Origin of the sequence: Agrobacterium sp. LR_9 (assembly GCF_041954855.1) — a bacterium.
Lineage (GTDB): Bacteria > Pseudomonadota > Alphaproteobacteria > Rhizobiales > Rhizobiaceae > Agrobacterium > Agrobacterium leguminum.
The window spans coordinates 215,450-236,808 of sequence record NZ_JAVAYA010000001.1; the positions used below are offsets into that span (position 1 = coordinate 215,450).

Below are 21,359 nucleotides of genomic sequence, written 5' to 3' on the forward strand. Positions count from 1 at the left end.
TGCCGGAAGGGGAGATTGCCGTGGACTATGAAACGATACTGGTCGAGAAACGCGATGAGGTGGGTGTCATCACCCTCAACCGCCCCAAGGCGCTCAACGCTCTCAATTCGGTGCTTCTGAAAGAGCTGCGGCACATTCTGTCTTCGTTTTCCGCCGATGATTCCATCGGTGCGATCATTATAACCGGTTCGGAAAAGGCATTTGCGGCAGGCGCCGATATCAAGGAAATGCAGGGGCTGGATTTCGTCGATGCCTATGTCGGCGATTTTCTCGGCGGCTGGGACGAGGTTGCGGCCACCCGCAAGCCGGTCATCGCCGCCGTATCCGGCTTTGCGCTTGGCGGCGGCTGCGAACTGGCGATGATGTGCGATTTCATCATCGCTTCGGACACGGCAAAATTCGGCCAGCCGGAGATCACCCTCGGCGTCATCCCTGGCATGGGCGGCTCGCAGCGGCTGACACGGGCGGTCGGCAAGGCGAAGGCCATGGACCTGGTTCTGACCGGGCGCATGATGGATGCGGCGGAAGCTGAGCGCGCCGGTCTCGTGTCGCGTGTCGTGCCGGCTGCAAATCTCATGGACGAGGCGGTGGAGGCGGCAACCCGCATCGCTTCCCTGTCGCGTGCTTCCGTTCTCATGGCCAAGGAAAGCGTCAATCGCTCCTTCGAGGTGCCGCTTACGGAAGGACTGAGATATGAAAGACGATCCTTCCAGTCGCTCTTTGCGACAGCGGATCAGAAGGAGGGCATGGCCGCCTTCGTGGAAAAGCGCAAACCCGCTTTCCGGAATCGCTAAGGATTCGGAATATCGGCGCTTTTAAGCGTTTTGCGCGTTGACGGGCGTAAGCTTTAGCGGTATATGCCCGCCCACGGTTAAGGAAAGCCATCCGGCTTGTCCGAAATTACTCCCGCATTCTTGGGTTACGTGAGGTCTTCGAACGACCCGATCCTATGGTTGCGGAATTTGGTTTGAATTCGAAGAGAGGCATACATGGCCAATACAACTTCGGCGAAAAAGGCGACCCGCAAGATCGCTCGCCGTACCGCAGTCAACAAGGCTCGCCGTTCGCGCGTTCGCGGCTTCATCCGCAAGGTCGAGGAAGCCATCGCTTCCGGTGATCTCGCAGTCGCTACCGAAGCTCTGAAGGCAGCTCAGCCCGAGATCCAGCGCGCCGCCACCCGGGGCGTGCTGCACGGCAACACCGCATCCCGCAAGGTGTCGCGTCTCGCACAGCGCGTTAAGGCTCTTTCCGCCTAATCCGGCTAATCACAAATAATTATTCAAAAAGCCTGGTCTTTTGACCGGGCTTTTTGTGATTCTAACTGCCCGTTAACCATTGCTGCCGTAACGTGACAAACGCATGTCAGATGGACGACAGGAAATTTGCAATAAAAACAACAGCTTGCTGGAGGTCTCTGGAAAACTCGGGGGCTTTCTCTACGGAAGTCGCGGCCAGTTTTGAGTCAAGAAGATTTTTATTTTTTTGCCAAAATCAGCTCTCAAAAATTGCCAAAATTGAATCTCATTGATTCATAAGCGATTCTGCTTCGCACCTCGTCGGTGATGCAAAACGGCCTTTGCGAGTCAATGGCCGATCTGAGTTTTTGCAGAAAAAACGCCATTGATCTCTCCCCACGATCCTGCCTAAATGCATTTCAACAAGGGGTGCGGATCTCAGTCCACAGATTATCTCGATGATCGTATCGACGATATTCACCTTCTTGCTGGCGGGTCTTTCGGGGTCCGTTTTTTCAGGTCATGGAGCTTTTTGTGCCGTTTCGGTCTCCGGAACGGGCGGGAGCTTTTGTCCTCAAGAATGCGCCTTAAGGTTGTAACGAAAGGAGCGTTTTAGCGTGTCGCAGGCCTCTCCATGAGGGGGAGGGAAATGGGATAACCGGCTCGCAAACGAGTAGTCGCCTTTGACGTTCTTTCGAGGGGAACGCTGGAGGCAAAAATATACGAGGGGGATCTCTGGCGATCGATCTTTGATCGTCAGGCTATGATTGGCAATTTGAAAGGCGGCAATATGCAATTGAATTTGGCGATGGGTGCGGTGGCTGATGGGGACCGCGCACCGAAGACGCGTGATGCAGCTTGCTCAGATGCGGCAGGGGACAAATCGGCAATGACGCACGATGCGCTGTTTGAACGTTTTAGCGCGCGGCTCAAGGCACAGGTTGGTCCGGAGGTCTATGCAAGCTGGTTTGCACGGCTCAAACTCCATTCCGTTTCGAAAAGCGTCGTCCGTTTTACCGTTCCGACGACCTTTTTGAAGTCCTGGATCAACAACCGTTACATGGATCTGATCACGAACCTCGTCCAGAGCGAGGATCCGGATGTGCTGAAGGTGGAGATTCTGGTCCGCTCGGCCAGCCGCCCGGTCCGTCCGGCACAGACCGAGGAAAGGGCGCAGCCCGTTCCGGAAGTCGGCGCGGTTCAGCGTAACAAGTCCTTCATTCCGTCGCAGCCCGCGACGCCTGTCGCACAGCCTGCGGCTTCGCAGGCGACCTTGCGTCAGGGCGGTTCCGGGCCGTTATTCGGTTCGCCGCTCGACACCCGTTTCACCTTCGATACCTTTGTCGAAGGCTCGTCCAACCGTGTCGCCCTTGCGGCGGCAAAGACGATCGCCGAAGCCGGTGCCGGCGCCGTGCGCTTCAACCCGCTGTTCATCCATGCGGGTGTCGGCCTCGGCAAGACACATCTTCTGCAGGCAATCGCCAATGCCGCCATCGACAGCCCGCGCAATCCGCGCGTGGTCTATCTGACGGCCGAATATTTCATGTGGCGTTTCGCCACTGCGATCCGCGACAATGACGCGCTGACGCTGAAGGACACACTGCGCAACATCGACCTGCTCGTCATCGACGACATGCAGTTCCTGCAGGGCAAGATGATCCAGCACGAATTCTGCCATCTGCTGAACATGCTGCTCGACAGCGCCAAGCAGGTCGTGGTCGCGGCTGACCGTGCGCCGTGGGAGCTGGAATCGCTCGATCCGCGTGTCCGTTCCCGTCTTCAGGGCGGCATGGCCATCGAGATCGAAGGTCCCGACTACGACATGCGCTATGAAATGCTCAACCGCCGCCTCGGCTCGGCACGTCAGGACGATCCGTCCTTCGAGATTTCGGATGAAATCCTGACCCATGTGGCCAAGAGCGTGACGGCAAGCGGACGCGAACTGGAAGGCGCCTTCAACCAGCTGATGTTCCGTCGCTCCTTCGAGCCGAACCTCTCGGTTGATCGTGTCGATGAGCTGCTGTCGCATCTCGTCGGGACGGGTGAGGCCAAGCGTGTACGCATCGAGGATATTCAGCGCATCGTCGCCAAGCACTATAATGTGTCGCGACAGGAGCTGGTGTCCAACCGCCGCACCCGCGTCATCGTCAAGCCGCGCCAGATCGCCATGTATCTGGCAAAGATGCTGACGCCGCGGTCTTTCCCCGAGATCGGTCGCCGTTTCGGCGGTCGCGATCACACCACGGTTCTGCATGCCGTGCGCAAGATCGAGGAACTGATTTCCGGCGACACCAAGCTCGGCCATGAGGTTGAGCTGTTGAAACGCCTGATCAACGAAAACAACGCATGAAAAAAGCGGCCTTCGGGCCGCTTTTTTATTGTCGTCTTGTCTATTGGGCTAAAGCTGGGGTGGAGGCTGGCGTCAGCAGGCGAGATCGGCCACCACCGCATCCAGAATAAGCATGCCGGACGGCGTGCAGCGCAGGCGGGAATTGCCGAGCCTCTCCACGAAACCGTGCTGGAGGAGGAATTCCTCCTTTTCCGGATCGAGATCGCGGCCGGAAAGGTCGCTCCAGCGGGCGAGATCGATACCTTCGCGCAGGCGAAGTCCCATCAGCAGCAATTCATCGGCCTGCTCATCGACGCCAAGCAGCTCCTGATCGACCATGCCGTGGCCTTCCCGCTCAACGGTTTCGAGCCAGTTTTCCGGGTGGCGCTCGGTGGCGGTTGCGAGCTTGGAAGCGCCTCTCGTCAGGCGTCCATGCGCGCCGGGGCCGATGCCGGCATAATCGCCATAACGCCAGTAGGTCAGGTTGTGGCGGCTTTCAGCACCCGGCCGGGCATGGTTGGAAACCTCATAGGCCGGCATGCCGTAACGCTCGGTGATTTCCTGCGTCGCCTCATAAAGCACAGCCGAATGTTCGCCATCCGGCACGATGAGCTTGCCGGCCTTGTGCAGCCCGTAGAAGGGCGTGCCTTCCTCGATGGTCAGCTGATAGAGCGACAGATGGTCGACAGCGTAGGAGACAGCCTCTTTCAGCTCTGCGTCCCATTCGGCCACCGTCTGGTTCGGGCGGGCATAGATGAGATCGAAGGACATGCGCGGAAAAATCTCCCGCGCCAGCCGGATGGCTTTCAAAGCATCGGAAACATCATGCAGGCGGCCGAGGAACTTCAGGTCCCGGTCGTTCAGCGCCTGTACGCCGAGCGAGACACGGTTGACGCCCGCCGCGCGGTAACCGCGAAAACGCTCCGCCTCGACGCTGGAAGGATTGGCTTCCATGGTGATCTCGATACCATCCGGCACATGCCAGAAGCGCGAGACGCCATCGAGAAGTGCGCCCACCGTCTGCGGGTCCATCAGCGACGGCGTGCCGCCGCCCATGAAGATGCTGGTCACGACGCGCGGACCGCTCAGCGTCCGCATATGTTCCATTTCACGGAGAAAGGCCGCCGTAAACCGTTCCTGATCCACCGGCCGGTGGCGGACATGGCTGTTGAAATCGCAATAGGGACATTTGGCCGCACAGAAGGGCCAATGCAGATAGATCCCGAAACCGGGATCGCCCGTATCCGGCAGAAGCGACGCGCCGGGGGCAGAAAGTTGATGCTCCCCGACCATCGGGTTCATGCCTCCAGGCAGGTTTCTACGAATTTTTTAAACGCCCGGGCACGGTGCGAAAGCGCGAAGGCGTCGCCATGTTTCCAACCGTGTTTTTCATCCGCGCTCATCTCGCCGAATGTGGTGTCGTATCCTTCCGGTTTGAAGACCGGATCGTAACCGAAACCGCTCGTTCCGCGTGGCGGCCACACCACCGTGCCTTCCACCTCGCCGCGGAAATATTCGAGATGCCCATCCGGCCAGGCGAGGCACAGCACGCTGACGAAGCGGCCGGTGCGGTCTTCCGGCTTCGATGCGCCCCGCTCGGCCAGCGCATCTTCGACCTTCTGCATCGCCATGGCAAAGTCGCGGGTGCCATCGGCCGTTTCCGCCCAATTGGCGGTATAGACACCCGGCGCACCATCCAGCGCATCGATGACCAGACCGGAATCGTCGGACAAAGCCGGAAGGCCGGATGCCTTCGCGGAGGCAAGCGCCTTGATGGCGGCATTTTCCTCGAAGGTCGTACCCGTCTCATCCGGCTCTTCGAAATTCAGCTCCGCCGCCGATTTGGCGGAAAAGCCGAAAGGCCCGATCAGATCGGCGATTTCGGCGATCTTGCCCTTGTTATGGCTGGCGACGACGATCGTTCTGGTATCGAGCTTGCGCATGGTGCTTTCCTGTCGGCTCAGGCGATCGCCTGTTTCTGAAGGGCGACCAGTTCGCTGCAACCGGCCTTGGCAAGACCGAGCAGCGTCAGGAATTCCTCCTCGGAGAAGGGCGCGCCTTCCGCCGTGCCCTGAACCTCGACGATGCCGCCGGAGCCGGTGATGACGAAATTAGCGTCGGTCTCGGCGGAGGAATCCTCGAGGTAATCGAGATCGATCACCGGCTGGTTGGCGAAGATGCCGCAGGAGATCGCGGCGATATGGTCCTTTAGAACCTTCTCGACCTTGATCATGTTGCGGGTTTCCATCCATTTCAGGCAATCGTGAAGCGCAATCCATGCGCCGGTGATGGAAGCGGTGCGGGTGCCGCCATCGGCCTGGATCACGTCGCAGTCGATGCTGATCTGGCGCTCACCCAGCGCTTGCAGATCAACGACGGCGCGCAGCGAGCGGCCGATGAGGCGTTGGATTTCCTGCGTGCGACCGCCCTGCTTGCCGGAAGCGGCCTCGCGCTTCATGCGTTCATGGGTGGAGCGCGGCAGCATGCCATATTCGGCGGTGACCCATCCCTTGCCGCTGTTGCGCAGCCACGGTGGGGTCTTTTCTTCAAGACTGGCGGTAACGAGCACATGCGTGTCGCCGAATTTCACGAGACAGGAACCTTCGGCATGTTTCGAGAAATTGCGCTCGAAGGAAACCTTGCGCATCTGGTCGGTTTTTCTGCCTGAAGGCCGCATATGATCCACTCTCCATGTTGGTCCCTGCCTTCTAAGGCGAGGTCCGGGCTTTTGCAAAGCCAATTTCCATTTTGCCCCGGCGTTGCAACGCATTATATTGATGCGAGCTGGTTTGAACGACAAAGAACGGACGAAATGGGTTTTTCCGCACCGCTATCAAAAGATCAGGCATCGCTGCTGGATGAACGGTCTCGGGAAATTTTCCGGCGCATCGTCGAAGGTTATCTCGATACGGGCGAGCCGCTCGGATCGCGCAGCCTGTCGCGGCTGTTGCCGATGTCGCTTTCACCCGCCTCCGTTCGCAACGTCATGAGCGATCTCGAGGAACTGGGCCTCATCTATTCGCCGCATATCAGCGCCGGTCGCCTGCCGACCCAGACGGGGCTGCGCTTCTTTGTTGACGCCTTCATGCAGGTGGGTGACCTGCCCGCCGAGGAAAGGGCGACTATCGACCGTCAGATCGGACCGGTCGCCGGCCACGAACAGTCGCTGGAAGGGCTGTTGACGGAGGCGAGCCGCATGCTGTCCGGCATGTCGCGCGGCGCGGGCCTCGTATTGACGGCGAAGAACGACGTCATCCTCAAACATGTCGAATTCATAAGGCTGGAACCCACCAAGGCGCTCGCCGTGCTGGTGGGCGACCACAATCAGGTCGAAAACCGCATCATCGAATTGCCGGCCGGCATTTCCTCATCGCAATTGACCGAAGCGGCGAATTTCATCAATGCCCATCTCTCCGGTCAGACGCTGCACGAGTTGCGGGGTCAGTTCCAGACGCAGCGGGCGGAACTGCAATCGGAACTCGGCATATTGGCGCAGGACCTCGTGGAGCGTGGTCTGGCGGTATGGGCGGGAGACAATGAGGAGGGCAAGCTCGGCCGTCTCATCGTTCGCGGTCGCTCCAACCTGCTCGAAGGTCTCGCCGGTGAGGAAGATATCGATCGGGTGCGCCTGCTGTTCGACGACCTGGAGCGCAAGGAAAATCTCATCGAAATCCTCAATCTCGCCGAAAGTGGCTCGGGGGTCAGGATTTTCATCGGCTCGGAAAACAAGCTGTTTTCCCTGTCCGGTTCGTCGCTGATCGTCGCGCCCTATCGTGACGAGGACAATCGGGTCGTGGGTGCGGTCGGCGTCATTGGCCCGACCCGGCTGAATTACGCCCGTATCGTGCCGATGGTGGATTACACGGCGCAGATCATGGCCCGCCTTTCCCGCAAGCAGAGATAGGACAGACCCGCAAGGTCAGGGAATGCGGCAAGCTTTTCGCCGCAAGCCTTGATTTTTGCCCGTCAAAGCTCGATATCGGGCGCAACCAACATATTCAAATCTGGAGAACGTCATGACCGACGATACAAAAAAGCCCGGACCTGACGCGGACGTCGCGGAAGAGTTTGTCGATCTTGCTCAGGCAGGTGAAGAACAGGCCGAAACGGCAGAGCCCGATCCGGTGGAGCTGCTCAAGGCTGAGAACGCCGATCTGCGCGATAAATTTCTGCGCCTTGCCGCCGAGATGGACAATCTTCGCCGCCGCACCGAGCGTGATGTCAAGGACGCCAAGGCCTATTCGCTGGCTGCCTTTGCACGCGACATGCTTGCCGTTTCGGATAATCTTCGCCGCGCGCTGGAAGCAATTCCGGATGAACTCAAGACCAATGGCGAAGCCGGTCTCAATGGTTTGATCGAAGGCGTCGAGATGACGGAACGTTCGATGCTGTCGACGCTGGAACGCCACGGCGTGAAGAAGATCGATGCCGAGGGCCAGAAGTTCGACCCGAATTTCCATCAGGCCATGTTCGAAATTCCAAATCCGGCAGTTCCGAACAATACCGTGCTGCAGGTGGTTCAGGCCGGTTTCACCATCGGCGACCGCGTGCTGCGTCCTGCCATGGTCGGCGTCGCCAAAGGCGGCCCGAAGGCGGAAGTTGCCGCATCGGCCGAGCCGGGCACGTCGTCTCTCAACGAAAAAGATGCGTAAGGCATCTATCTTTACGTCATAAAAAACGCGCCTTCAGGGCGCGTTTTTTATCGCCGTTAAACTGAGGGAGTTACCCCGCGATCAGGCCGCCGTCGCCTGCTCCTGATTGAGGAAAGCGTAGATTGCCGTGTCGGAATCGGTGGCGCGCAGCTTGGCGACCAGTTCAGGGTCGCGCAGGGCGCGTGCAATTCTGGACAACGCCTTCAGGTGATCCGCGCCGGCGCCCTCGGGCGCGAGCAGCAGGAAAACCAGATCGACGGGCTGGTCGTCCAGCGCTTCGAAATCGACCGGTGTTTCAAGACGTGCGAAGACGCCGGTGATCTGATGGATGCTGTTGAGCTTGCCATGCGGAATGGCGATGCCATGGCCCACACCGGTGGAGCCGAGTTTCTCACGCTGGAGGATGACGTCGAAAACTTCCCGTTCCGAGACTCCGGTAATTCTGGCTGCCTTTGCGGCCAGCTCCTGAAGCAACTGCTTTTTGGAATTCACCTTGAGGGCGGGAATAATCGCATCTTGTTGCAGCAAATCTGCCAACGCCATTCTCTTTTTCCTTCATGCCATCGAGACGATGCAGGAGGCAGGTGCACTTGCGCGCTCTGCCTCCCACGTCTTGTCAGACTGTTCAGCTCTTGATCGTTTCCGCGTCGATCCAGCCAATATTGCCGTCATGACGCCGGTAAACGATGTTGAGATATTCCTTGCCCGGGCTGCGGAACAGCAGAACCGGTTCGTCCGTCATGTCGAGCGCCATCACGGCGCTGGCGACGGACATTGTCTTAATCTGTTTCGAACTCTCCGCTACGATGGTGGGTGCGTAATCCTCGGGAACCTCGTGGTCCTCATCGGGAATAGCATCCATCACCGTATAGGCGATTTCCTGCGACACGCCATTCGCACCATTGTGGTGGTCCTTAAGCTTGCGCTTGTAGCGGCGCAGGCGCTTCTCGATCCGCTCTGCGGCCGCATCGAAGCTGGCCTGCGGATCATTTGCCTGACCCGCCGCATGCAATACAACGCCGGTATCGAGATGCAGCTTGCAGTCCGCGGCAAAACGCGATCCGGACTTCTCCACGGTCACCTGGCCTGAATACCCCCCATCGAAGTATTTGGTAACCGCCAGACCTATATTGTCCTCGATCCGCTGACGGAAAGATTCACCGATCTCCATATGTTTACCAGATACACGCACACTCATGGAAATTTTCCTTTTTGTAGTGATTTGCGAGTACCAGCTTACGTCAAGCCGCGCGCGCATCCAAGCGTTTCGAAGACCTTAAAAAGCCCTCATTCGAATTTTACGCCCATGGACGGTGGAGATGAATCCGTTACAAATGACCTTGCTTACGTGTGCGGCGGGCTTCTAGCCCTTGCCGTGACGAGAGTCAATGGTGCGGCAAAAAACCGCCATAAACGTGATCGCGGCCGCCCCTCAGAAGGCGGACAGCTTGGCCATCGCCTTCTTTTCCCGGCGCCTTTGCACGGAGGAGGGGATGTTCATCGCTTCGCGATATTTGGCGACAGTGCGGCGGGCGATATCTATGCCGCTCTTTTTCAGATTGTCGACGATATCATCGTCTGAAAGAACCGCCTCGGCGGCCTCCTGTGCGATCATGGCCTTGATGCGGTGGCGCACCGCTTCTGCCGAATGGCTGTCTCCGCCTTCCACGGCGCTGATCGACACGCTGAAGAAATATTTCAGCTCGAACAGACCGCGCGGCGTCAGCATGTATTTTTTCGATGTCACCCGGCTGACGGTGGATTCGTGCATCTTGATGGCGTCGGCCACCGTCTTGAGGTTCAGCGGGCGCAGATGATCCACGCCATTGACGAGAAAGGCGTCCTGCTGGCGCACGATTTCCGTCGCGACCTTCATGATTGTCCGGGCGCGCTGATCGAGGCTGCGGGTCAGCCAATGCGCCGTCTGCATGCACTCGGCCAGAAAATCCTGATCCTCGCCTGCACGTGCCTTATGTTTAGACACCTCTGCGAAATAACTCTGGTTGATGAGCACGCGCGGCAGGGTCTCGGGATTGATTTCCACCAGCCAGCCGCCGGTGGAGGAGGGACGAACGATAATGTCGGGAACGATGGTCTCCGAAACCATCGAATCGTAACCCGCGCCGGGGCGGGGATTGAGCGTGCGGATTTCCGCCAGCATGTCGAGAAGATCTTCCTCATCGACGCCGCAGATTTTTTTCAAGGAGGCAAAGTCGCGTTTCGCCAGAAGTTCCAGATTGTCGACGAAAGCCCGCATTGCCGGGTCGAGCCGGTCCTTCTGGGCAAGCTGGATTGCCAGACATTCGCTTAAGGAGCGGGAGAATACACCCGGTGGGTCGAAACCCTGAAGCGTCTTCAGAACGTGCTCGACCGCTGACGGTGCCGCTCCCAGCCGTTCGGCGACGTCGTCGACGGCATCCGCCGCAATATAGCCGGTCTCATCAAGCTGGCCGATCAGCGCATCGGCGATCATCCGGTCCTCGGCGGCGGATATGGCGAGCGGCAGTTGCTGATTGAGATGGTCACCGAGGCTCTGTCTGGCCGCGACGAAATCGTCGAGGTCGTAACTTTCCCCCGACTCCTGGCCGGGCATGGATTTCCATTGGCCGGCCAGTTCGGGCGCATCGGCCTTTCTGGGCTCGGCATCGTCGGGAAAGACGTTTTCGAAGCTGGTGTCCAGTTGCTCGCCGAGATTTGCGGCGCGGTCGCCATACCAGTCGTCGCTGTCGGACGTCACCGTCGCGGATCTCTCCGGGCCTTCGCCGTCCACGTCACCGAAACTCTCAGTCTCTGCCGGGGCATCGCTGCTCAAATCGCCATCGTTTGCCGCAATTTCCAGCAGTGGATTGCGCTCCACCTCCTGCGCAATGAACTGCGTCAGCTCGAAATGCGTCATCTGAAGCAGCTGGATGGACTGCATCAGTTGCGGTGTCATCACGAGAGACTGGTTTTGACGCAGCAAAAGGCTGGCAGACAATGCCATGGCGGACGCGAAACTCCCCTTACAGCTTCTCCATCGCCTGATTTTCCAGAAATTTTACTGAGACGACGGAACTTGGCCCAAAAATTGCTTTTTTATCTTGTTTGGTCAAGCGTCAGGGCGGGGCGCGATGAAGAATCTTTCGCGCGCCGATCACGATGATTTTAGGTGGAAACGACCTAAAATCTTAAATCATGATCTAGATCATATAATTAGAGCGGGATTTCAAGCGAAAACCGCAGACGCTTTTCGCGATCCCGCTCCAGGCGTTCAAAGGCTGAAATTATTGCCGAGATAGAGGCGGCGTACATCCGGATTGTTGACGATATCGTCCGGACGTCCATGCGTCAGCACCTCGCCGGCATGGATGATGTAGGCGCGGTCGATAAGACCGAGCGTTTCACGGACATTGTGATCGGTCACGAGAACGCCGATGCCGCGCGCTGTCAGGTGTCTCACCAGATTCTGGATATCGCTGACCGAAATCGGATCGACGCCCGCGAAAGGTTCGTCGAGCAGCATGAAGGTCGGATCGGTCGCGAGTGCGCGCGCGATTTCCAGACGCCGCCGCTCACCACCCGAAAGCGCCACGGCAGGCGACTTCCGCAGTTGCGCGATATGAAACTCTTCCAGCAGCTCATCGAGCTTGCGGTTGCGCTTGGCAGCGTCCGGCTCATGCACTTCCAGCACGGCGCGGATGTTTTCCTCGACCGTCAAGCCCCGGAAGATCGATGCTTCCTGCGGCAGATAACCGACGCCGAGACGGGCGCGCCGGTACATCGGCATGGTGGTGACATCATTGCCGTTGATGGCGATCTTGCCAGTATCCACGGGCACCAGGCCCGTGATCATGTAAAAACAGGTGGTTTTACCCGCACCGTTCGGGCCGAGCAGTCCCACGGCCTCGCCTCGGCGCACGACCAGCGAAACCCCGTTGACGACACGGCGCGTATTATAGGTCTTCGTCAGGCCATGCGCGATCAGCGTGCCCTGATAGGGGGTCTTGTCCGCCGGCGAGGCCGCATCCGCGGATCGGCTGCGCCCGCCGCCGAATATCTTTGAGATCGAGGGTATCTTCACGAGGAAAGACTACTGTTTTTTCTGCGATTTCGGATCGAGCATGATCCGGACAGGGCCGCCGCAGCTTTCCAGCTTGGCCTGTCCCGTATTCATCAGAACGGTGAGCTTGCAGCCGGTGAAGACATTCGTGCCTTCGGACAGCACGACCTGCTTGCCGGTCAGGATGAAGGTCTGCGCCGCCATGTCGAATTCGCCGTGATCGGCCGTCGCCTTCTGGGTCTCGGACGTCAGATAGACATTATTGTCGACGAAGATTTTTTCGATATTGGCGTCGCCGCTGGTGAGCGAAGAACCCTCGCCCTTGTAATTCACGGTCATCTTGCCGGCCTGAAGGGTGGTCGTTCCCTGCACCACTTTCACATTGCCGGTGAAATAGGCCTTGCGCTCCTGATCGCGAATCTCGAGCTGATCGCTTTCAATCGCGATAGGCTGGTCGCCGGAGAGTTTGACGCCCTGCATGTTGCTGGTGGTGTTCTGGGCGAAAGCCACAGTTGCAAGACAGGAAAAGACAAGGCCTGCGGCTGCAAGGCCGGCGGATTTGCCAAGGGAAACGGGACGGGAAATTTGCATCATCTGGACCGGGCTCTCACTTGCCTTCATTCTTGATATTGGATGCAGCGATACGTACCCGTACCTGCCCCGAAAATGTAATTGTCTTGCCATTATCGGCGATGTCAATCGATTGCGCAACAATCGAGCCGTCGTTTGTTTTGATCGAAACCGGCTCCTGGCTGCTCATTTTTCCGGCCTTCAGATCGACATCCGCAGACTGGAACTTCGCTTGTATGCCATTGCTGAGATTGATGTCAAAAGGGGCGGTCATCTTCAGCTTGTTGGTCGCCCGGTCGAAAATGCCTTCCTGGGCGATCACCTGCGCGACACTGTCGTTCACCGGCACTGCCGCCAGAACCTTCTCAAGCGTCATGAGATTGGGGTTGGCGATGTCCTGCAACGCACGGTCGGCGTTCATGGAATAATCGATCCCCTTCTCGTTGCGGCCGGCAACAGCGGGTTTTTCCATCACGATCTTGCCGTCTTCAATTCGGGCGCTCTCCAGAGAGACCTCATCGGGCGCCCAGGTTCGGATAACCGAAACGGCGATGAAAGCTAACGAAATGATTGCCGCGCCGAGCGGCAGAATGATTTTCAGCCGCTTTACGCGCGCAGAATGCCGCAGCGCGGTGTCATAGGCGCCGTTCTGGTCATTGGGCAGCGAAAATGCTGGCGCGGGTTCGCGGAGTCTTTCGAGCATAAGAGTGGGTCCGGAATGCTTCTAGGGCACCATTGTGGCGCACAATCGAAGCTTGTGTCTCTATCTAAATGTCTTTGGCATGAGTGCTTTGTCCTGCCAATATGGTTTTTGTCTGGAGAGGTGCAAGGGAAATGCGAATTTTATCGTAATTCTGGTTTCCTTATTGTTTCCTTGCGGCTTCGCGTTAGAAGAACCATATGGCCTGAAGCGCAAAAGCGGATGACAGAGGTTTTTATGGACAACATGGCGATAGCGGATCGCAGGCGGTTGCGCCGCAAGCTGACTTTCTGGCGGGTTGCCGCCGTTCTCCTGCTTGTCGCCGGCGCTTTCGGTCTTTACCGGTTTTTATGGGATGGACCGCAGCAAAGCGCGAAGCCCCATATTGCCCGCGTCGAGGTCTCCGGCCTGATCACCGACAATACCGAACTTCTCGAGCGGCTCGACAAGATCGCCAAGAGCGAGAACGTCAAAGGGCTGATCGTGTCGATTTCCTCGCCAGGCGGCACCACCTATGGCGGTGAGCGCATCTTCAAGGCCATTCGTGGCGTTGCGGAAAAGAAGCCGGTTGTCTCGGATGTGCGCACGCTCGCTGCTTCGGCAGGTTATATGATCGCATCGGCAGGCGATGTCATCGTCGCCGGCGAGACCTCGATAACCGGCTCGATCGGCGTGATCTTTCAGTACCCCCAGCTTGGCCCGTTGATGGAAAAGCTCGGCGTTTCGTTGCAGGAAATCAAGTCGTCGCCGATGAAGGCGGAGCCTTCGCCGTTCCACGAGGCGCCGGAGGAAGCGAAGACGATGATCCGCGCCATGGTAATGGACAGCTACGGCTGGTTCGTCGATCTTGTGGCCGATCGCCGCAAGCTGCCGCGCGAAGACGTGCTGAAACTGGCGGATGGATCGATTTTCACCGGCAGGCAGGCGCTCGCCAACAAGCTGGTCGATACGCTTGGAGGCGAAAAGGAAATTCGCGCCTATTTCGAAACACGCGGTGTTGCCAAGGATTTGCCGATCGTCGAATGGCGTGCGCCATCATCCCGCTCGCCTTTTGCGGTTTTCAGTGTTGCGCAAATAGCGAAGTTTCTGGGATATGACGATTTAATTCCCTTCGCAGGCCCCGGCCAGCTCGGTACGGACAAGTTGTTTCTTGACGGTCTTGTTTCCGTTTGGCAGGTTGAGCCGCGTTAAAAATCCAATTCTTTCAGGGGGCAACCGTGATCAAGTCTGAACTGGTGCAGATCGTTGCTGCGCGTAACCCGCACCTTTATCACCGTGACGTGGAAAACATCGTCAATGCGGTGCTGGATGAAATCACCGACGCCCTGGCGGCAGGAAATCGTGTCGAGCTTCGTGGTTTCGGCGCATTTTCGGTGAAAAACCGTCCGTCGCGTTCCGGTCGGAACCCGCGCACGGGTGAGTCGGTTTTCGTCGAAGAAAAATGGGTGCCTTTCTTCAAGACGGGCAAGGAACTGCGCGAGCGCCTGAACCCCGGCATGGGTGACGAAGAGGACGATTGATCGTCCTCAGCCCGCGCCGGAAACGGAGCGAGCGGAGCCCCGCAGCGATGGAGTATTCTCGGATGTCGAAAAAAATCATCAACCTCATCATCCTGCTTCCGCTGGCGATTATTCTCGTCATCCTGTGCGTGGCCAATCGTCAATCCGTGACGCTGGCGCTCAATCCATTCCGACCGGAAGATGGCGTTCTGTCCTTCACCGCACCGTTTTTCGTATTCCTGTTTCTGGCGGTCATTTTCGGTGTGCTGCTGGGATCGGCGGCCACATGGTTCGCCCAGGGCAAACATCGCAAACGCGCCCGTATCGAGGCGAAAGAAGCCGTTCGCTGGCACGATGAGGCAAACCGCCAGAAGGCGGCCGCAACCGGGCAGCTGCCGCATGCGGGCCAACTCCCGGCAAAGTGATGGTGCCGACGGTCGCTCCGGCTCTAGTCGAGCGGCGTTCGGAATGCTATTTGCTGGCGCAATAAGACGCGGGCAGAAGCGGAAAGATTTCCATTGAAGAAAAAAGACAGCCGGCCGGGCAATCGCGCGCGCGCCGGGAGCGATAAAAAACAGGTCCATGCCGCAAAGCCGGCGCGCCGTGCGGATGCCGCACCGAAAAGGCGCGAGCCCGATGCGGTGCGCAACGTGCAGAAGGCCGCGCCGAAGGAAAAAACCGTTGTAGCGGTCGCTGTTGAACAGGTTCCTGCGCGCGCGCTTATGCAGCGCACCGGTGAACTGCCGGCAGAACAGGTTCCAGTCATTCTGGAATCAAGCGGCGCGGGCGATTTTCATCTGATTGACAGCGGCAACGGCCTGAAGCTCGAACAGTACGGTGACTACCGCGTCGTTCGTCCCGAGGCGCAGGCGCTGTGGCAGCCTTCCGTTCCTGATCGTGTGTGGCAGAATGCCGATGCCGTCTTTACCGGCGACACGGATGAGGACGGTATGGGGCGCTGGCGTTTCCCCAAGGCGGCTCTGGGTGAAACCTGGCCTCTTTCCCTGCTCGGGGTTGAATTTCTTGGCCGTTTCACCGCTTTCCGTCACGTCGGCGTCTTTCCGGAACAGATCGTTCATTGGGAATGGCTGAAAAATGCCGTCGAGACCGCCGACCGTCCGCTGAAAGTGCTGAACCTCTTCGGTTACACCGGCGTCGCGTCGCTGGTCGCGGCGGCCGCAGGCGCTGAAGTCACCCACGTGGATGCCTCCAAGAAGGCGATTGGCTGGGCGAAGGAAAATCAGGCACTTGCCGGGCTTGAACAGGCGCCGATCCGCTGGATTTGCGAAGACGCGATGAAGTTTATCCAGCGCGAGGAACGTCGCGGCAGCACATACGACATTATCCTCACCGACCCGCCAAAATTCGGCCGCGGCACCCATGGCGAGGTCTGGCAATTGTTCGACCATCTGCCGCTGATGCTCGATATCTGCCGCGAAATCCTGTCGCCCAAGGCGCTCGGCCTTGTGCTTACGGCCTATTCGATCCGGGCCAGCTTCTATTCGATGCATGAACTGATGCGTGAAACCATGCGCGGCGCCGGTGGCGTCGTCGCGTCCGGCGAACTGGTCATTCGCGAAGCCGGGCTTGATGGCAAGACGCCGGGCCGTGTGCTTTCCACATCGCTGTTCAGCCGCTGGGAGCCGAAATGATGAAAGATATGCGCGAAAACACCACGCGCCGGGTTGGCCAGGTCAAGGAAGTGACGAGCCTTGCCAATCCCATCATCAAGGATATCAAGGCGCTCACCCAGAAAAAGGGCAGGGAAGAGACCGGCACCTTCATGGCGGAAGGCCTGAAGCTGGTCATCGACGCGCTTGAACTCGGCTGGACGATCAAGACGCTGGTTTATGCCAAGGCCGCCAAGGGCAAGCCGCTGGTGGAGCAGGCGGCGGTGACGACGGTCGCATCGGGCGGTCTGGTGCTCGAAGTCAGCGAAAAGGTTATCGCCTCGATCACCCGCCGCGACAATCCACAGATGGTCGTCGGCATTTTCGAACAGAAATGGAAGGCGCTGAAGGATATCCGCCCGGAAAAGGGCGAGACCTATATCGCGCTCGACCGGGTTCGCGATCCCGGCAATCTCGGCACCATCATCCGCACGGCTGATGCGGCGGGCGCTTCGGGCGTCATTCTCGTCGGGGATTGCACCGATCCGTTTTCGCTGGAAACGGTGCGCGCCACCATGGGGTCGGTCTTCGCCACGCCCGTCGCCCGCGCTTCGGTCGAGGAATTCCTGTCCTGGAAAAAATCGGCACATGTCAGCGTCGTTGCCACCCATCTGGCCGGCTCGGTTGACTACCGAAAGATCGACTATGCCGGAAAGCCGGTCGTGCTCCTGATGGGCAATGAGCAATCCGGCCTGCCGCCGGAACTCGCCGGCAAGGCCGACCAGCTCGCGCGCATTCCCCAGCAGGGCCGCGCCGACAGCCTCAATCTCGCCATCGCAACTGCCGTCATGCTGTTTGAAGCACGGCGACATCTCCTCGAACTCGCACCGGTGACGTAATGCCCAAAGCGGCTTTGTTCTCGAAATTCGGCCCGGCCTTTGCTCTGATCGTCGCCGCACTGGTGCTGGACCAGATCGTCAAGCAGCTGGTCGAAGCCTATCTGCCGCTGCAGGAGATGGTTCCCGTTGCCCCGTTCCTGGCGCTTTACCGCACCTATAATCTCGGCGTGGCCTTTTCGATGCTGGAGGACATGCATGGCTGGTTCATCGTCAGCATGCGGCTCGTCATCGTGGTCTTCGTCTTATGGCTGTGGCGCAAGACGGCGGCGGACCGCACCTTTGCCCATCTCGGCTTTGCCTTCATTATCGCAGGTGCTGCCGGCAATCTGCTCGACCGTTTTTTTTATGGACATGTCATCGACTATATCCTGTTTCATACGCAGACATGGTCTTTCGCGGTCTTCAATCTGGCTGACAGTTTCATAACCATCGGCGCAGCCTGCGTCATTCTCGACGAGTTTTTGCACGCCCGGACGGCTAAAAAGTAAAATTTTAGGGTTTCAGCCAAACATATCAAAACCGCTGCCGTGGTAGCGGTTGCCTATGAGCGAACTGGCAAGACTTCGGCAGAAGGTTTCAGACGAGCTGGGCCTGGCCGCGACGGCGGCGCAGCCGGCGGATCGTGTCGAGGCAACAACGCGCCATGCTGATGAAGAACATGCGACCGATACCAGGTCGATTGCGCTCTATGTCGCCGCGTCGTTATCGGTCGGGGCTTTTTCCGCAGCCCTGATCGCGCTTGCGGTGCCTTATGCGGTTACCGTTGCGCTGGCGACCTTCTTTGGCGCGGTTCTCGTCGGTGTGCTGCTCTATGCGCTCTTTGATGAATCTTTCCATCAACCCACCGCACGGGCTGCGGATTCCGATCTTCGGCTGCGGCAAACGCAAAACCGCTCTCTGATTGCAGAGATGCAGGAATTCATGGGCGATATCGTCGTGATCCGTGACATGAACAGGCGCATTGTCGAAGCGAACCGGATCTTTCGCGAAATGACCGGCTGTGCGGCCCCCGAAGGGCTGAGCTGCGAGGAAATCGGCATCGCTTTCCGTCCGGGCGACAAGGTCCATGCCTATGATGTGGAGATCGCAACCACGTTCGGTCAGCGCATCTTTTCCTGGCATGATGTCGTGACCCGCGATCTGGCAAGCAGCCGTCTCCTCATCAGCAGCATCGCCAGAGACGTGACCGAAGAGCGGCTTGCGCTCGGCGAGCGCGAGGACGCCCGGCTGCGCGCCGAAAAGGCCGATGCCGAAAAGGCGCGGCTGCTTGCCACCGTAAGCCATGAAATCCGCCTGCCGCTTTCCGGTATGCTCGGCATGAACCATCTTCTGTCGCAGACGAGGCTCAACGAGGAGCAGCGAAATTATCTCGATGGCATGCGGCAATCCGGCCAGTCGCTGGTGCAGCTTGTCGAGGATTTGCTGGATTATTCGACCATGGAGGCCGGCCGCTTCAGGCTCAATCCGCGCGCGGAAAACCTGCGCCGGCTGATCGAGAGCATCGTCGAGATGCTGGCCCATCGCGCCCATGAAAAAGGCATAGAAATAACCTCCTTCGTTGCGCCGAATGTGCCCGATCATCTCGATTTCGACCCGGCGAGGCTACGTCAGGTCCTCTTCAATCTCCTCGGCAATGCCGTCAAATTCACGCAGGAAGGCGGCGTCGTCATCCGGGCGCGCATGGCCGACGACGAATTGCACATTGCCGTCGAGGATACCGGCCCGGGCATGAGCCGGGCGGAACAGGCCCGTATTTTTGGGGAATTCGAGCAGGCGGGCCCGTTGTCGCAGCGAAGCGCCGGCACCGGCCTTGGACTTGCGATTTCCGCCCGTATCGTGCGGGAATTCGGCGGCCGCCTCACGGTTTCGAGCCGCAAGGGCAAGGGCAGCACTTTCAAACTGGCGTTTCGCCCCGCGGGCGCGCCTGCCGAAATGGCAGATCCGGCAAGGCCTCATTGCCTGCGGCATACAAATGTCCTGCTCATCGCACCAAAGGGCGTGGCGGCGGCGGTGACGATGGAGGCGATCGAGGCTTTCGGCGGTCAATGCACTCTCATCCATCAGCCTGAGGATCTGGAAAAGCTGAGGAAGAGTTCTGCCACACGGGTGGCCGACCTCACCGACATCATCGTCGACCGGCGCATTTCGCCGCTCTTCAGGGACGCCCTGAGGGATTGGCCGCAACAGAATATCCGCCGCACGCTGCTGGTCAGCCCCGAAGAGCGGCCGTCGACCATGCATGTGGCCTTCGATGCCTGGTTGATCCGGCCATTACGGGAAAAATCCCTGATCGACGTCCTGTGCGGCCGTCTGCGCGGCATTGAGCGGCGCGACGCCATCAACGACAACCACCCGGATGTGGGATTTTCCTCACGGGTGGCGGAAGGGGCGAGCGGTATCGAGATACTCGTGGCCGAAGACGATGCCGTCAATCAGCGCATCATCCGCGCCGTTCTGGAAAAAAGCGGCTATATCGTCCGCGCTGTCGAGGATTTTGAGGCGTTGCGGCAATCTGTGGAGCCGGGCGCATCCCGCTTGCCTGACCTCATCGTCTCCGATCTCAACATGCCGGGCGGCGAGGGGCTCGATGTGCTTCCCGACCTTCTCCATACGCTGAAGGGCGAAAGAAATATTCCCGTCATCGTGCTCAGTGCAGATGCGAGTGACGCGACTGCCGAAATCCTGCTTGAGGCCGGTGTCGGTGCGGTTTTGACCAAGCCTGCCGACCCGCGACGGCTGGTTGAGGAAATTCGCCGTCTGCTGGAGGCGAAACGCCTGTCGCTATCATAACTTGACAGACTCGCGCTGGCGGCATTTTGTCACTATTCTGTCGTCAATTAGTGATTTATGACAGGAAAATTCTTTGGTGGCGGAGCGATTCCCCATGGTTGCCGAAATCCTCAATCACGACATTTGTGAAAACAATGTTGTCATTCATCCTCGTCCCGAGGCAGCTCAGGACAATGAGGGTCTTTTCGGCCGTATCGGCACGCTGGAAACACGGCTCGCCAGAAATGAACGCGAGATCGATGCCGCGCAATCCGTGCGTTACCGTGTTTTCGTCGAGGAAATGAAGGCGCGGCTTCCCGCGGAAGCCATGCGCCGCAAGCGCGACATCGATGCCTGGGACAGCGTCTGCGACCATCTGCTGGTGCTCGACAAGGCGATCGAAGGCGACAGCGAAGACCAGATCGTCGGCACCTATCGCCTGCTGCGGCAGGAAATCGCGCTTGCCAATAACGGTTTTTATTCCGCCAGCGAATTCGACATCGCCGGTCTCGTTGCGCGCCATCCCGGCAAGCGTTTCATGGAGCTTGGCCGTTCCTGCGTGCTGCCCGAATATCGCACCAAACGCACCGTCGAGCTTCTGTGGCAGGGCAACTGGGCCTATGCCGTGAAACACCGCATGGATGCCATGATCGGTTGCGCCTCCTTCCCCGGCGTGCAGCCGGAAGCCCACGCGCTTGCCTTGTCCTTCCTGCACCATAATTGCGTGGCCAAGGGCGAGTGGGAGGCCTCCGCCCTTCCCGAGCTTTATCATGAGATGGACCTCGTTCCGGCCGAAGCGCTCAACGCCCGCAAGGCGCTGAACGCCATGCCGCCGCTGATCAAAGGCTATATGCGCCTTGGCGCCATGTTCGGCTCCGGCGCGGTCGTGGACCATGCCTTCAATACCACAGACGTCCTCGTAGTCCTGCCGGTTTCGTCCATTGCCGGCCGTTACATCAGCTATTATGGCGGCGAGGCCGAGCGCATCAACGGCTGACCGGGTTTCGGCGCAGCCGGGCGGGATGTTCCTGTGGGCAGCGTTCCCGCGCGTGTTGTG

General features: G+C 58.9%; 22 protein-coding genes. 13 read left to right on the forward strand and 9 right to left on the reverse strand.

Annotated elements, in window-relative coordinates:
- Positions 1 to 20: 20 nt before the first annotated feature.
- From RAC79_RS01090 to dnaA, 3 genes are all read left to right on the forward strand, one after another.
- The gene (locus RAC79_RS01090) at positions 21 to 794 is read left to right on the forward strand and encodes an enoyl-CoA hydratase (RefSeq protein ID WP_078051345.1); all 774 of its coding nucleotides are present in this window, start codon (positions 21 to 23) and stop codon (positions 792 to 794) included.
- A 195-nt stretch (positions 795 to 989) separates the two neighbouring features.
- Complete coding sequence (gene rpsT / locus RAC79_RS01095; RefSeq protein WP_003493474.1) at positions 990 to 1,256, forward strand: 30S ribosomal protein S20; 267 nt, start codon at positions 990 to 992, stop codon at positions 1,254 to 1,256.
- 868 nt (positions 1,257 to 2,124) lie between these two features.
- Positions 2,125 to 3,585, forward strand: coding sequence for a chromosomal replication initiator protein DnaA (gene dnaA / locus RAC79_RS01100; RefSeq protein WP_236780815.1), 1,461 nt, complete (start codon positions 2,125 to 2,127; stop codon positions 3,583 to 3,585).
- Between the two features lie 72 nt (positions 3,586 to 3,657).
- Here the strand turns inward: dnaA and hemW are convergent, their stop codons facing one another.
- The 3 genes from hemW to rph are packed head-to-tail and all read right to left on the reverse strand — an operon-like array spanning position 3,658 to position 6,241.
- Positions 3,658 to 4,857: a radical SAM family heme chaperone HemW gene (hemW, locus tag RAC79_RS01105; protein WP_142844287.1), complete on the reverse strand. Its 1,200-nt coding sequence runs from the start codon at positions 4,855 to 4,857 to the stop codon at positions 3,658 to 3,660.
- Positions 4,858 to 4,862: 5 nt separating this feature from the next.
- Positions 4,863 to 5,507: an RdgB/HAM1 family non-canonical purine NTP pyrophosphatase gene (rdgB, locus tag RAC79_RS01110; RefSeq protein ID WP_003520089.1), complete on the reverse strand. Its 645-nt coding sequence runs from the start codon at positions 5,505 to 5,507 to the stop codon at positions 4,863 to 4,865.
- A gap of 17 nt (positions 5,508 to 5,524) precedes the next feature.
- Complete coding sequence (gene rph, locus RAC79_RS01115) at positions 5,525 to 6,241, reverse strand: ribonuclease PH (RefSeq protein WP_003503798.1); 717 nt, start codon at positions 6,239 to 6,241, stop codon at positions 5,525 to 5,527.
- A 135-nt stretch (positions 6,242 to 6,376) separates the two neighbouring features.
- Between rph and hrcA the strand changes: the two genes are divergently transcribed.
- Together hrcA and grpE are read left to right on the forward strand one after the other, a co-directional pair.
- Positions 6,377 to 7,468 carry a heat-inducible transcriptional repressor HrcA gene (gene hrcA / locus RAC79_RS01120; protein WP_020811203.1) on the forward strand — a complete coding sequence of 364 codons (1,092 nt, stop codon included), beginning with the start codon at positions 6,377 to 6,379 and terminating at the stop codon, positions 7,466 to 7,468.
- 112 nt (positions 7,469 to 7,580) lie between these two features.
- Positions 7,581 to 8,216 carry a nucleotide exchange factor GrpE gene (gene grpE / locus RAC79_RS01125; protein ID WP_078051343.1) on the forward strand — a complete coding sequence of 212 codons (636 nt, stop codon included), beginning with the start codon at positions 7,581 to 7,583 and terminating at the stop codon, positions 8,214 to 8,216.
- Between the two features lie 81 nt (positions 8,217 to 8,297).
- On the opposite strand, the gene ptsN is transcribed toward grpE, so the two are convergent.
- From ptsN to lptC, 6 genes are all read right to left on the reverse strand, one after another.
- The gene (ptsN, locus tag RAC79_RS01130) at positions 8,298 to 8,759 is read right to left on the reverse strand and encodes a PTS IIA-like nitrogen regulatory protein PtsN (protein WP_003503792.1); all 462 of its coding nucleotides are present in this window, start codon (positions 8,757 to 8,759) and stop codon (positions 8,298 to 8,300) included.
- Between the two features lie 82 nt (positions 8,760 to 8,841).
- Positions 8,842 to 9,414 (reverse strand): ribosome hibernation-promoting factor, HPF/YfiA family, encoded by a 573-nt coding sequence (hpf, locus tag RAC79_RS01135; protein ID WP_003520085.1) that lies wholly within the window; start codon positions 9,412 to 9,414, stop codon positions 8,842 to 8,844.
- Positions 9,415 to 9,648: 234 nt separating this feature from the next.
- The gene (gene rpoN / locus RAC79_RS01140) at positions 9,649 to 11,199 is read right to left on the reverse strand and encodes an RNA polymerase factor sigma-54 (protein WP_142844087.1); all 1,551 of its coding nucleotides are present in this window, start codon (positions 11,197 to 11,199) and stop codon (positions 9,649 to 9,651) included.
- Between the two features lie 267 nt (positions 11,200 to 11,466).
- The gene (gene lptB / locus RAC79_RS01145) at positions 11,467 to 12,276 is read right to left on the reverse strand and encodes an LPS export ABC transporter ATP-binding protein (RefSeq protein ID WP_003520083.1); all 810 of its coding nucleotides are present in this window, start codon (positions 12,274 to 12,276) and stop codon (positions 11,467 to 11,469) included.
- Between the two features lie 9 nt (positions 12,277 to 12,285).
- Entirely contained in the window at positions 12,286 to 12,849 is a 564-nt protein-coding gene (locus tag RAC79_RS01150) for an LptA/OstA family protein (protein WP_003503784.1), read from the reverse strand.
- A gap of 13 nt (positions 12,850 to 12,862) precedes the next feature.
- Positions 12,863 to 13,528, reverse strand: coding sequence for an LPS export ABC transporter periplasmic protein LptC (gene lptC, locus RAC79_RS01155; RefSeq protein WP_374996846.1), 666 nt, complete (start codon positions 13,526 to 13,528; stop codon positions 12,863 to 12,865).
- A gap of 234 nt (positions 13,529 to 13,762) precedes the next feature.
- Between lptC and sppA the strand changes: the two genes are divergently transcribed.
- From sppA to RAC79_RS01195, 8 genes are all read left to right on the forward strand, one after another.
- A complete protein-coding gene (sppA, locus tag RAC79_RS01160) occupies positions 13,763 to 14,716 on the forward strand; it encodes a signal peptide peptidase SppA (protein ID WP_174038999.1) in 954 nt (317 codons plus the stop codon).
- Positions 14,717 to 14,718: 2 nt separating this feature from the next.
- Positions 14,719 to 15,045, forward strand: a complete 327-nt coding sequence (locus RAC79_RS01165; protein ID WP_219256707.1) for an integration host factor subunit beta — start codon at positions 14,719 to 14,721, stop codon at positions 15,043 to 15,045.
- A 62-nt stretch (positions 15,046 to 15,107) separates the two neighbouring features.
- The gene (locus RAC79_RS01170; protein ID WP_065654584.1) at positions 15,108 to 15,449 is read left to right on the forward strand and encodes a LapA family protein; all 342 of its coding nucleotides are present in this window, start codon (positions 15,108 to 15,110) and stop codon (positions 15,447 to 15,449) included.
- 93 nt (positions 15,450 to 15,542) lie between these two features.
- Positions 15,543 to 16,676, forward strand: coding sequence for a class I SAM-dependent methyltransferase (locus RAC79_RS01175; protein ID WP_174038751.1), 1,134 nt, complete (start codon positions 15,543 to 15,545; stop codon positions 16,674 to 16,676).
- Positions 16,673 to 17,533, forward strand: coding sequence for an RNA methyltransferase (locus tag RAC79_RS01180; protein ID WP_174038752.1), 861 nt, complete (start codon positions 16,673 to 16,675; stop codon positions 17,531 to 17,533). Before RAC79_RS01175 ends, RAC79_RS01180 begins: the two co-directional genes overlap by 4 nt.
- Entirely contained in the window at positions 17,533 to 18,021 is a 489-nt protein-coding gene (gene lspA / locus RAC79_RS01185; protein WP_078051339.1) for a signal peptidase II, read from the forward strand. The genes RAC79_RS01180 and lspA overlap by 1 nt, the downstream gene beginning before the upstream one ends.
- 55 nt (positions 18,022 to 18,076) lie before the next feature.
- A complete protein-coding gene (locus RAC79_RS01190) occupies positions 18,077 to 20,323 on the forward strand; it encodes a hybrid sensor histidine kinase/response regulator (RefSeq protein ID WP_174038753.1) in 2,247 nt (748 codons plus the stop codon).
- A gap of 94 nt (positions 20,324 to 20,417) precedes the next feature.
- Positions 20,418 to 21,299, forward strand: coding sequence for a GNAT family N-acetyltransferase (locus RAC79_RS01195; protein WP_065654580.1), 882 nt, complete (start codon positions 20,418 to 20,420; stop codon positions 21,297 to 21,299).
- Positions 21,300 to 21,359: the final 60 nt, after the last annotated feature.

Bases quoted from the DNA above. Each gene is read 5' to 3' on its own strand.
- RAC79_RS01150 (WP_003503784.1), bottom strand. From the start codon at position 12,849: ATGATGCAAATTTCCCGTCCCGTTTCCCTTGGCAAATCCGCCGGCCTT.
- ptsN (WP_003503792.1), bottom strand. From the start codon at position 8,759: ATGGCGTTGGCAGATTTGCTGCAACAAGATGCGATTATTCCCGCCCTC.
- hrcA (WP_020811203.1), top strand. From the start codon at position 6,377: ATGGGTTTTTCCGCACCGCTATCAAAAGATCAGGCATCGCTGCTGGAT.
- RAC79_RS01170 (WP_065654584.1), top strand. From the start codon at position 15,108: ATGTCGAAAAAAATCATCAACCTCATCATCCTGCTTCCGCTGGCGATT.
- rpoN (WP_142844087.1), bottom strand. From the start codon at position 11,199: ATGGCATTGTCTGCCAGCCTTTTGCTGCGTCAAAACCAGTCTCTCGTG.
- rpsT (WP_003493474.1), top strand. From the start codon at position 990: ATGGCCAATACAACTTCGGCGAAAAAGGCGACCCGCAAGATCGCTCGC.
- RAC79_RS01180 (WP_174038752.1), top strand. From the start codon at position 16,673: ATGATGAAAGATATGCGCGAAAACACCACGCGCCGGGTTGGCCAGGTC.
- sppA (WP_174038999.1), top strand. From the start codon at position 13,763: ATGGACAACATGGCGATAGCGGATCGCAGGCGGTTGCGCCGCAAGCTG.
- dnaA (WP_236780815.1), top strand. From the start codon at position 2,125: ATGACGCACGATGCGCTGTTTGAACGTTTTAGCGCGCGGCTCAAGGCA.
- grpE (WP_078051343.1), top strand. From the start codon at position 7,581: ATGACCGACGATACAAAAAAGCCCGGACCTGACGCGGACGTCGCGGAA.
- lspA (WP_078051339.1), top strand. From the start codon at position 17,533: ATGCCCAAAGCGGCTTTGTTCTCGAAATTCGGCCCGGCCTTTGCTCTG.
- hemW (WP_142844287.1), bottom strand. From the start codon at position 4,857: ATGGTCGGGGAGCATCAACTTTCTGCCCCCGGCGCGTCGCTTCTGCCG.
- RAC79_RS01195 (WP_065654580.1), top strand. From the start codon at position 20,418: ATGGTTGCCGAAATCCTCAATCACGACATTTGTGAAAACAATGTTGTC.
- rdgB (WP_003520089.1), bottom strand. From the start codon at position 5,507: ATGCGCAAGCTCGATACCAGAACGATCGTCGTCGCCAGCCATAACAAG.
- rph (WP_003503798.1), bottom strand. From the start codon at position 6,241: ATGCGGCCTTCAGGCAGAAAAACCGACCAGATGCGCAAGGTTTCCTTC.
- lptC (WP_374996846.1), bottom strand. From the start codon at position 13,528: ATGCTCGAAAGACTCCGCGAACCCGCGCCAGCATTTTCGCTGCCCAAT.
- hpf (WP_003520085.1), bottom strand. From the start codon at position 9,414: ATGAGTGTGCGTGTATCTGGTAAACATATGGAGATCGGTGAATCTTTC.
- RAC79_RS01190 (WP_174038753.1), top strand. From the start codon at position 18,077: ATGAGCGAACTGGCAAGACTTCGGCAGAAGGTTTCAGACGAGCTGGGC.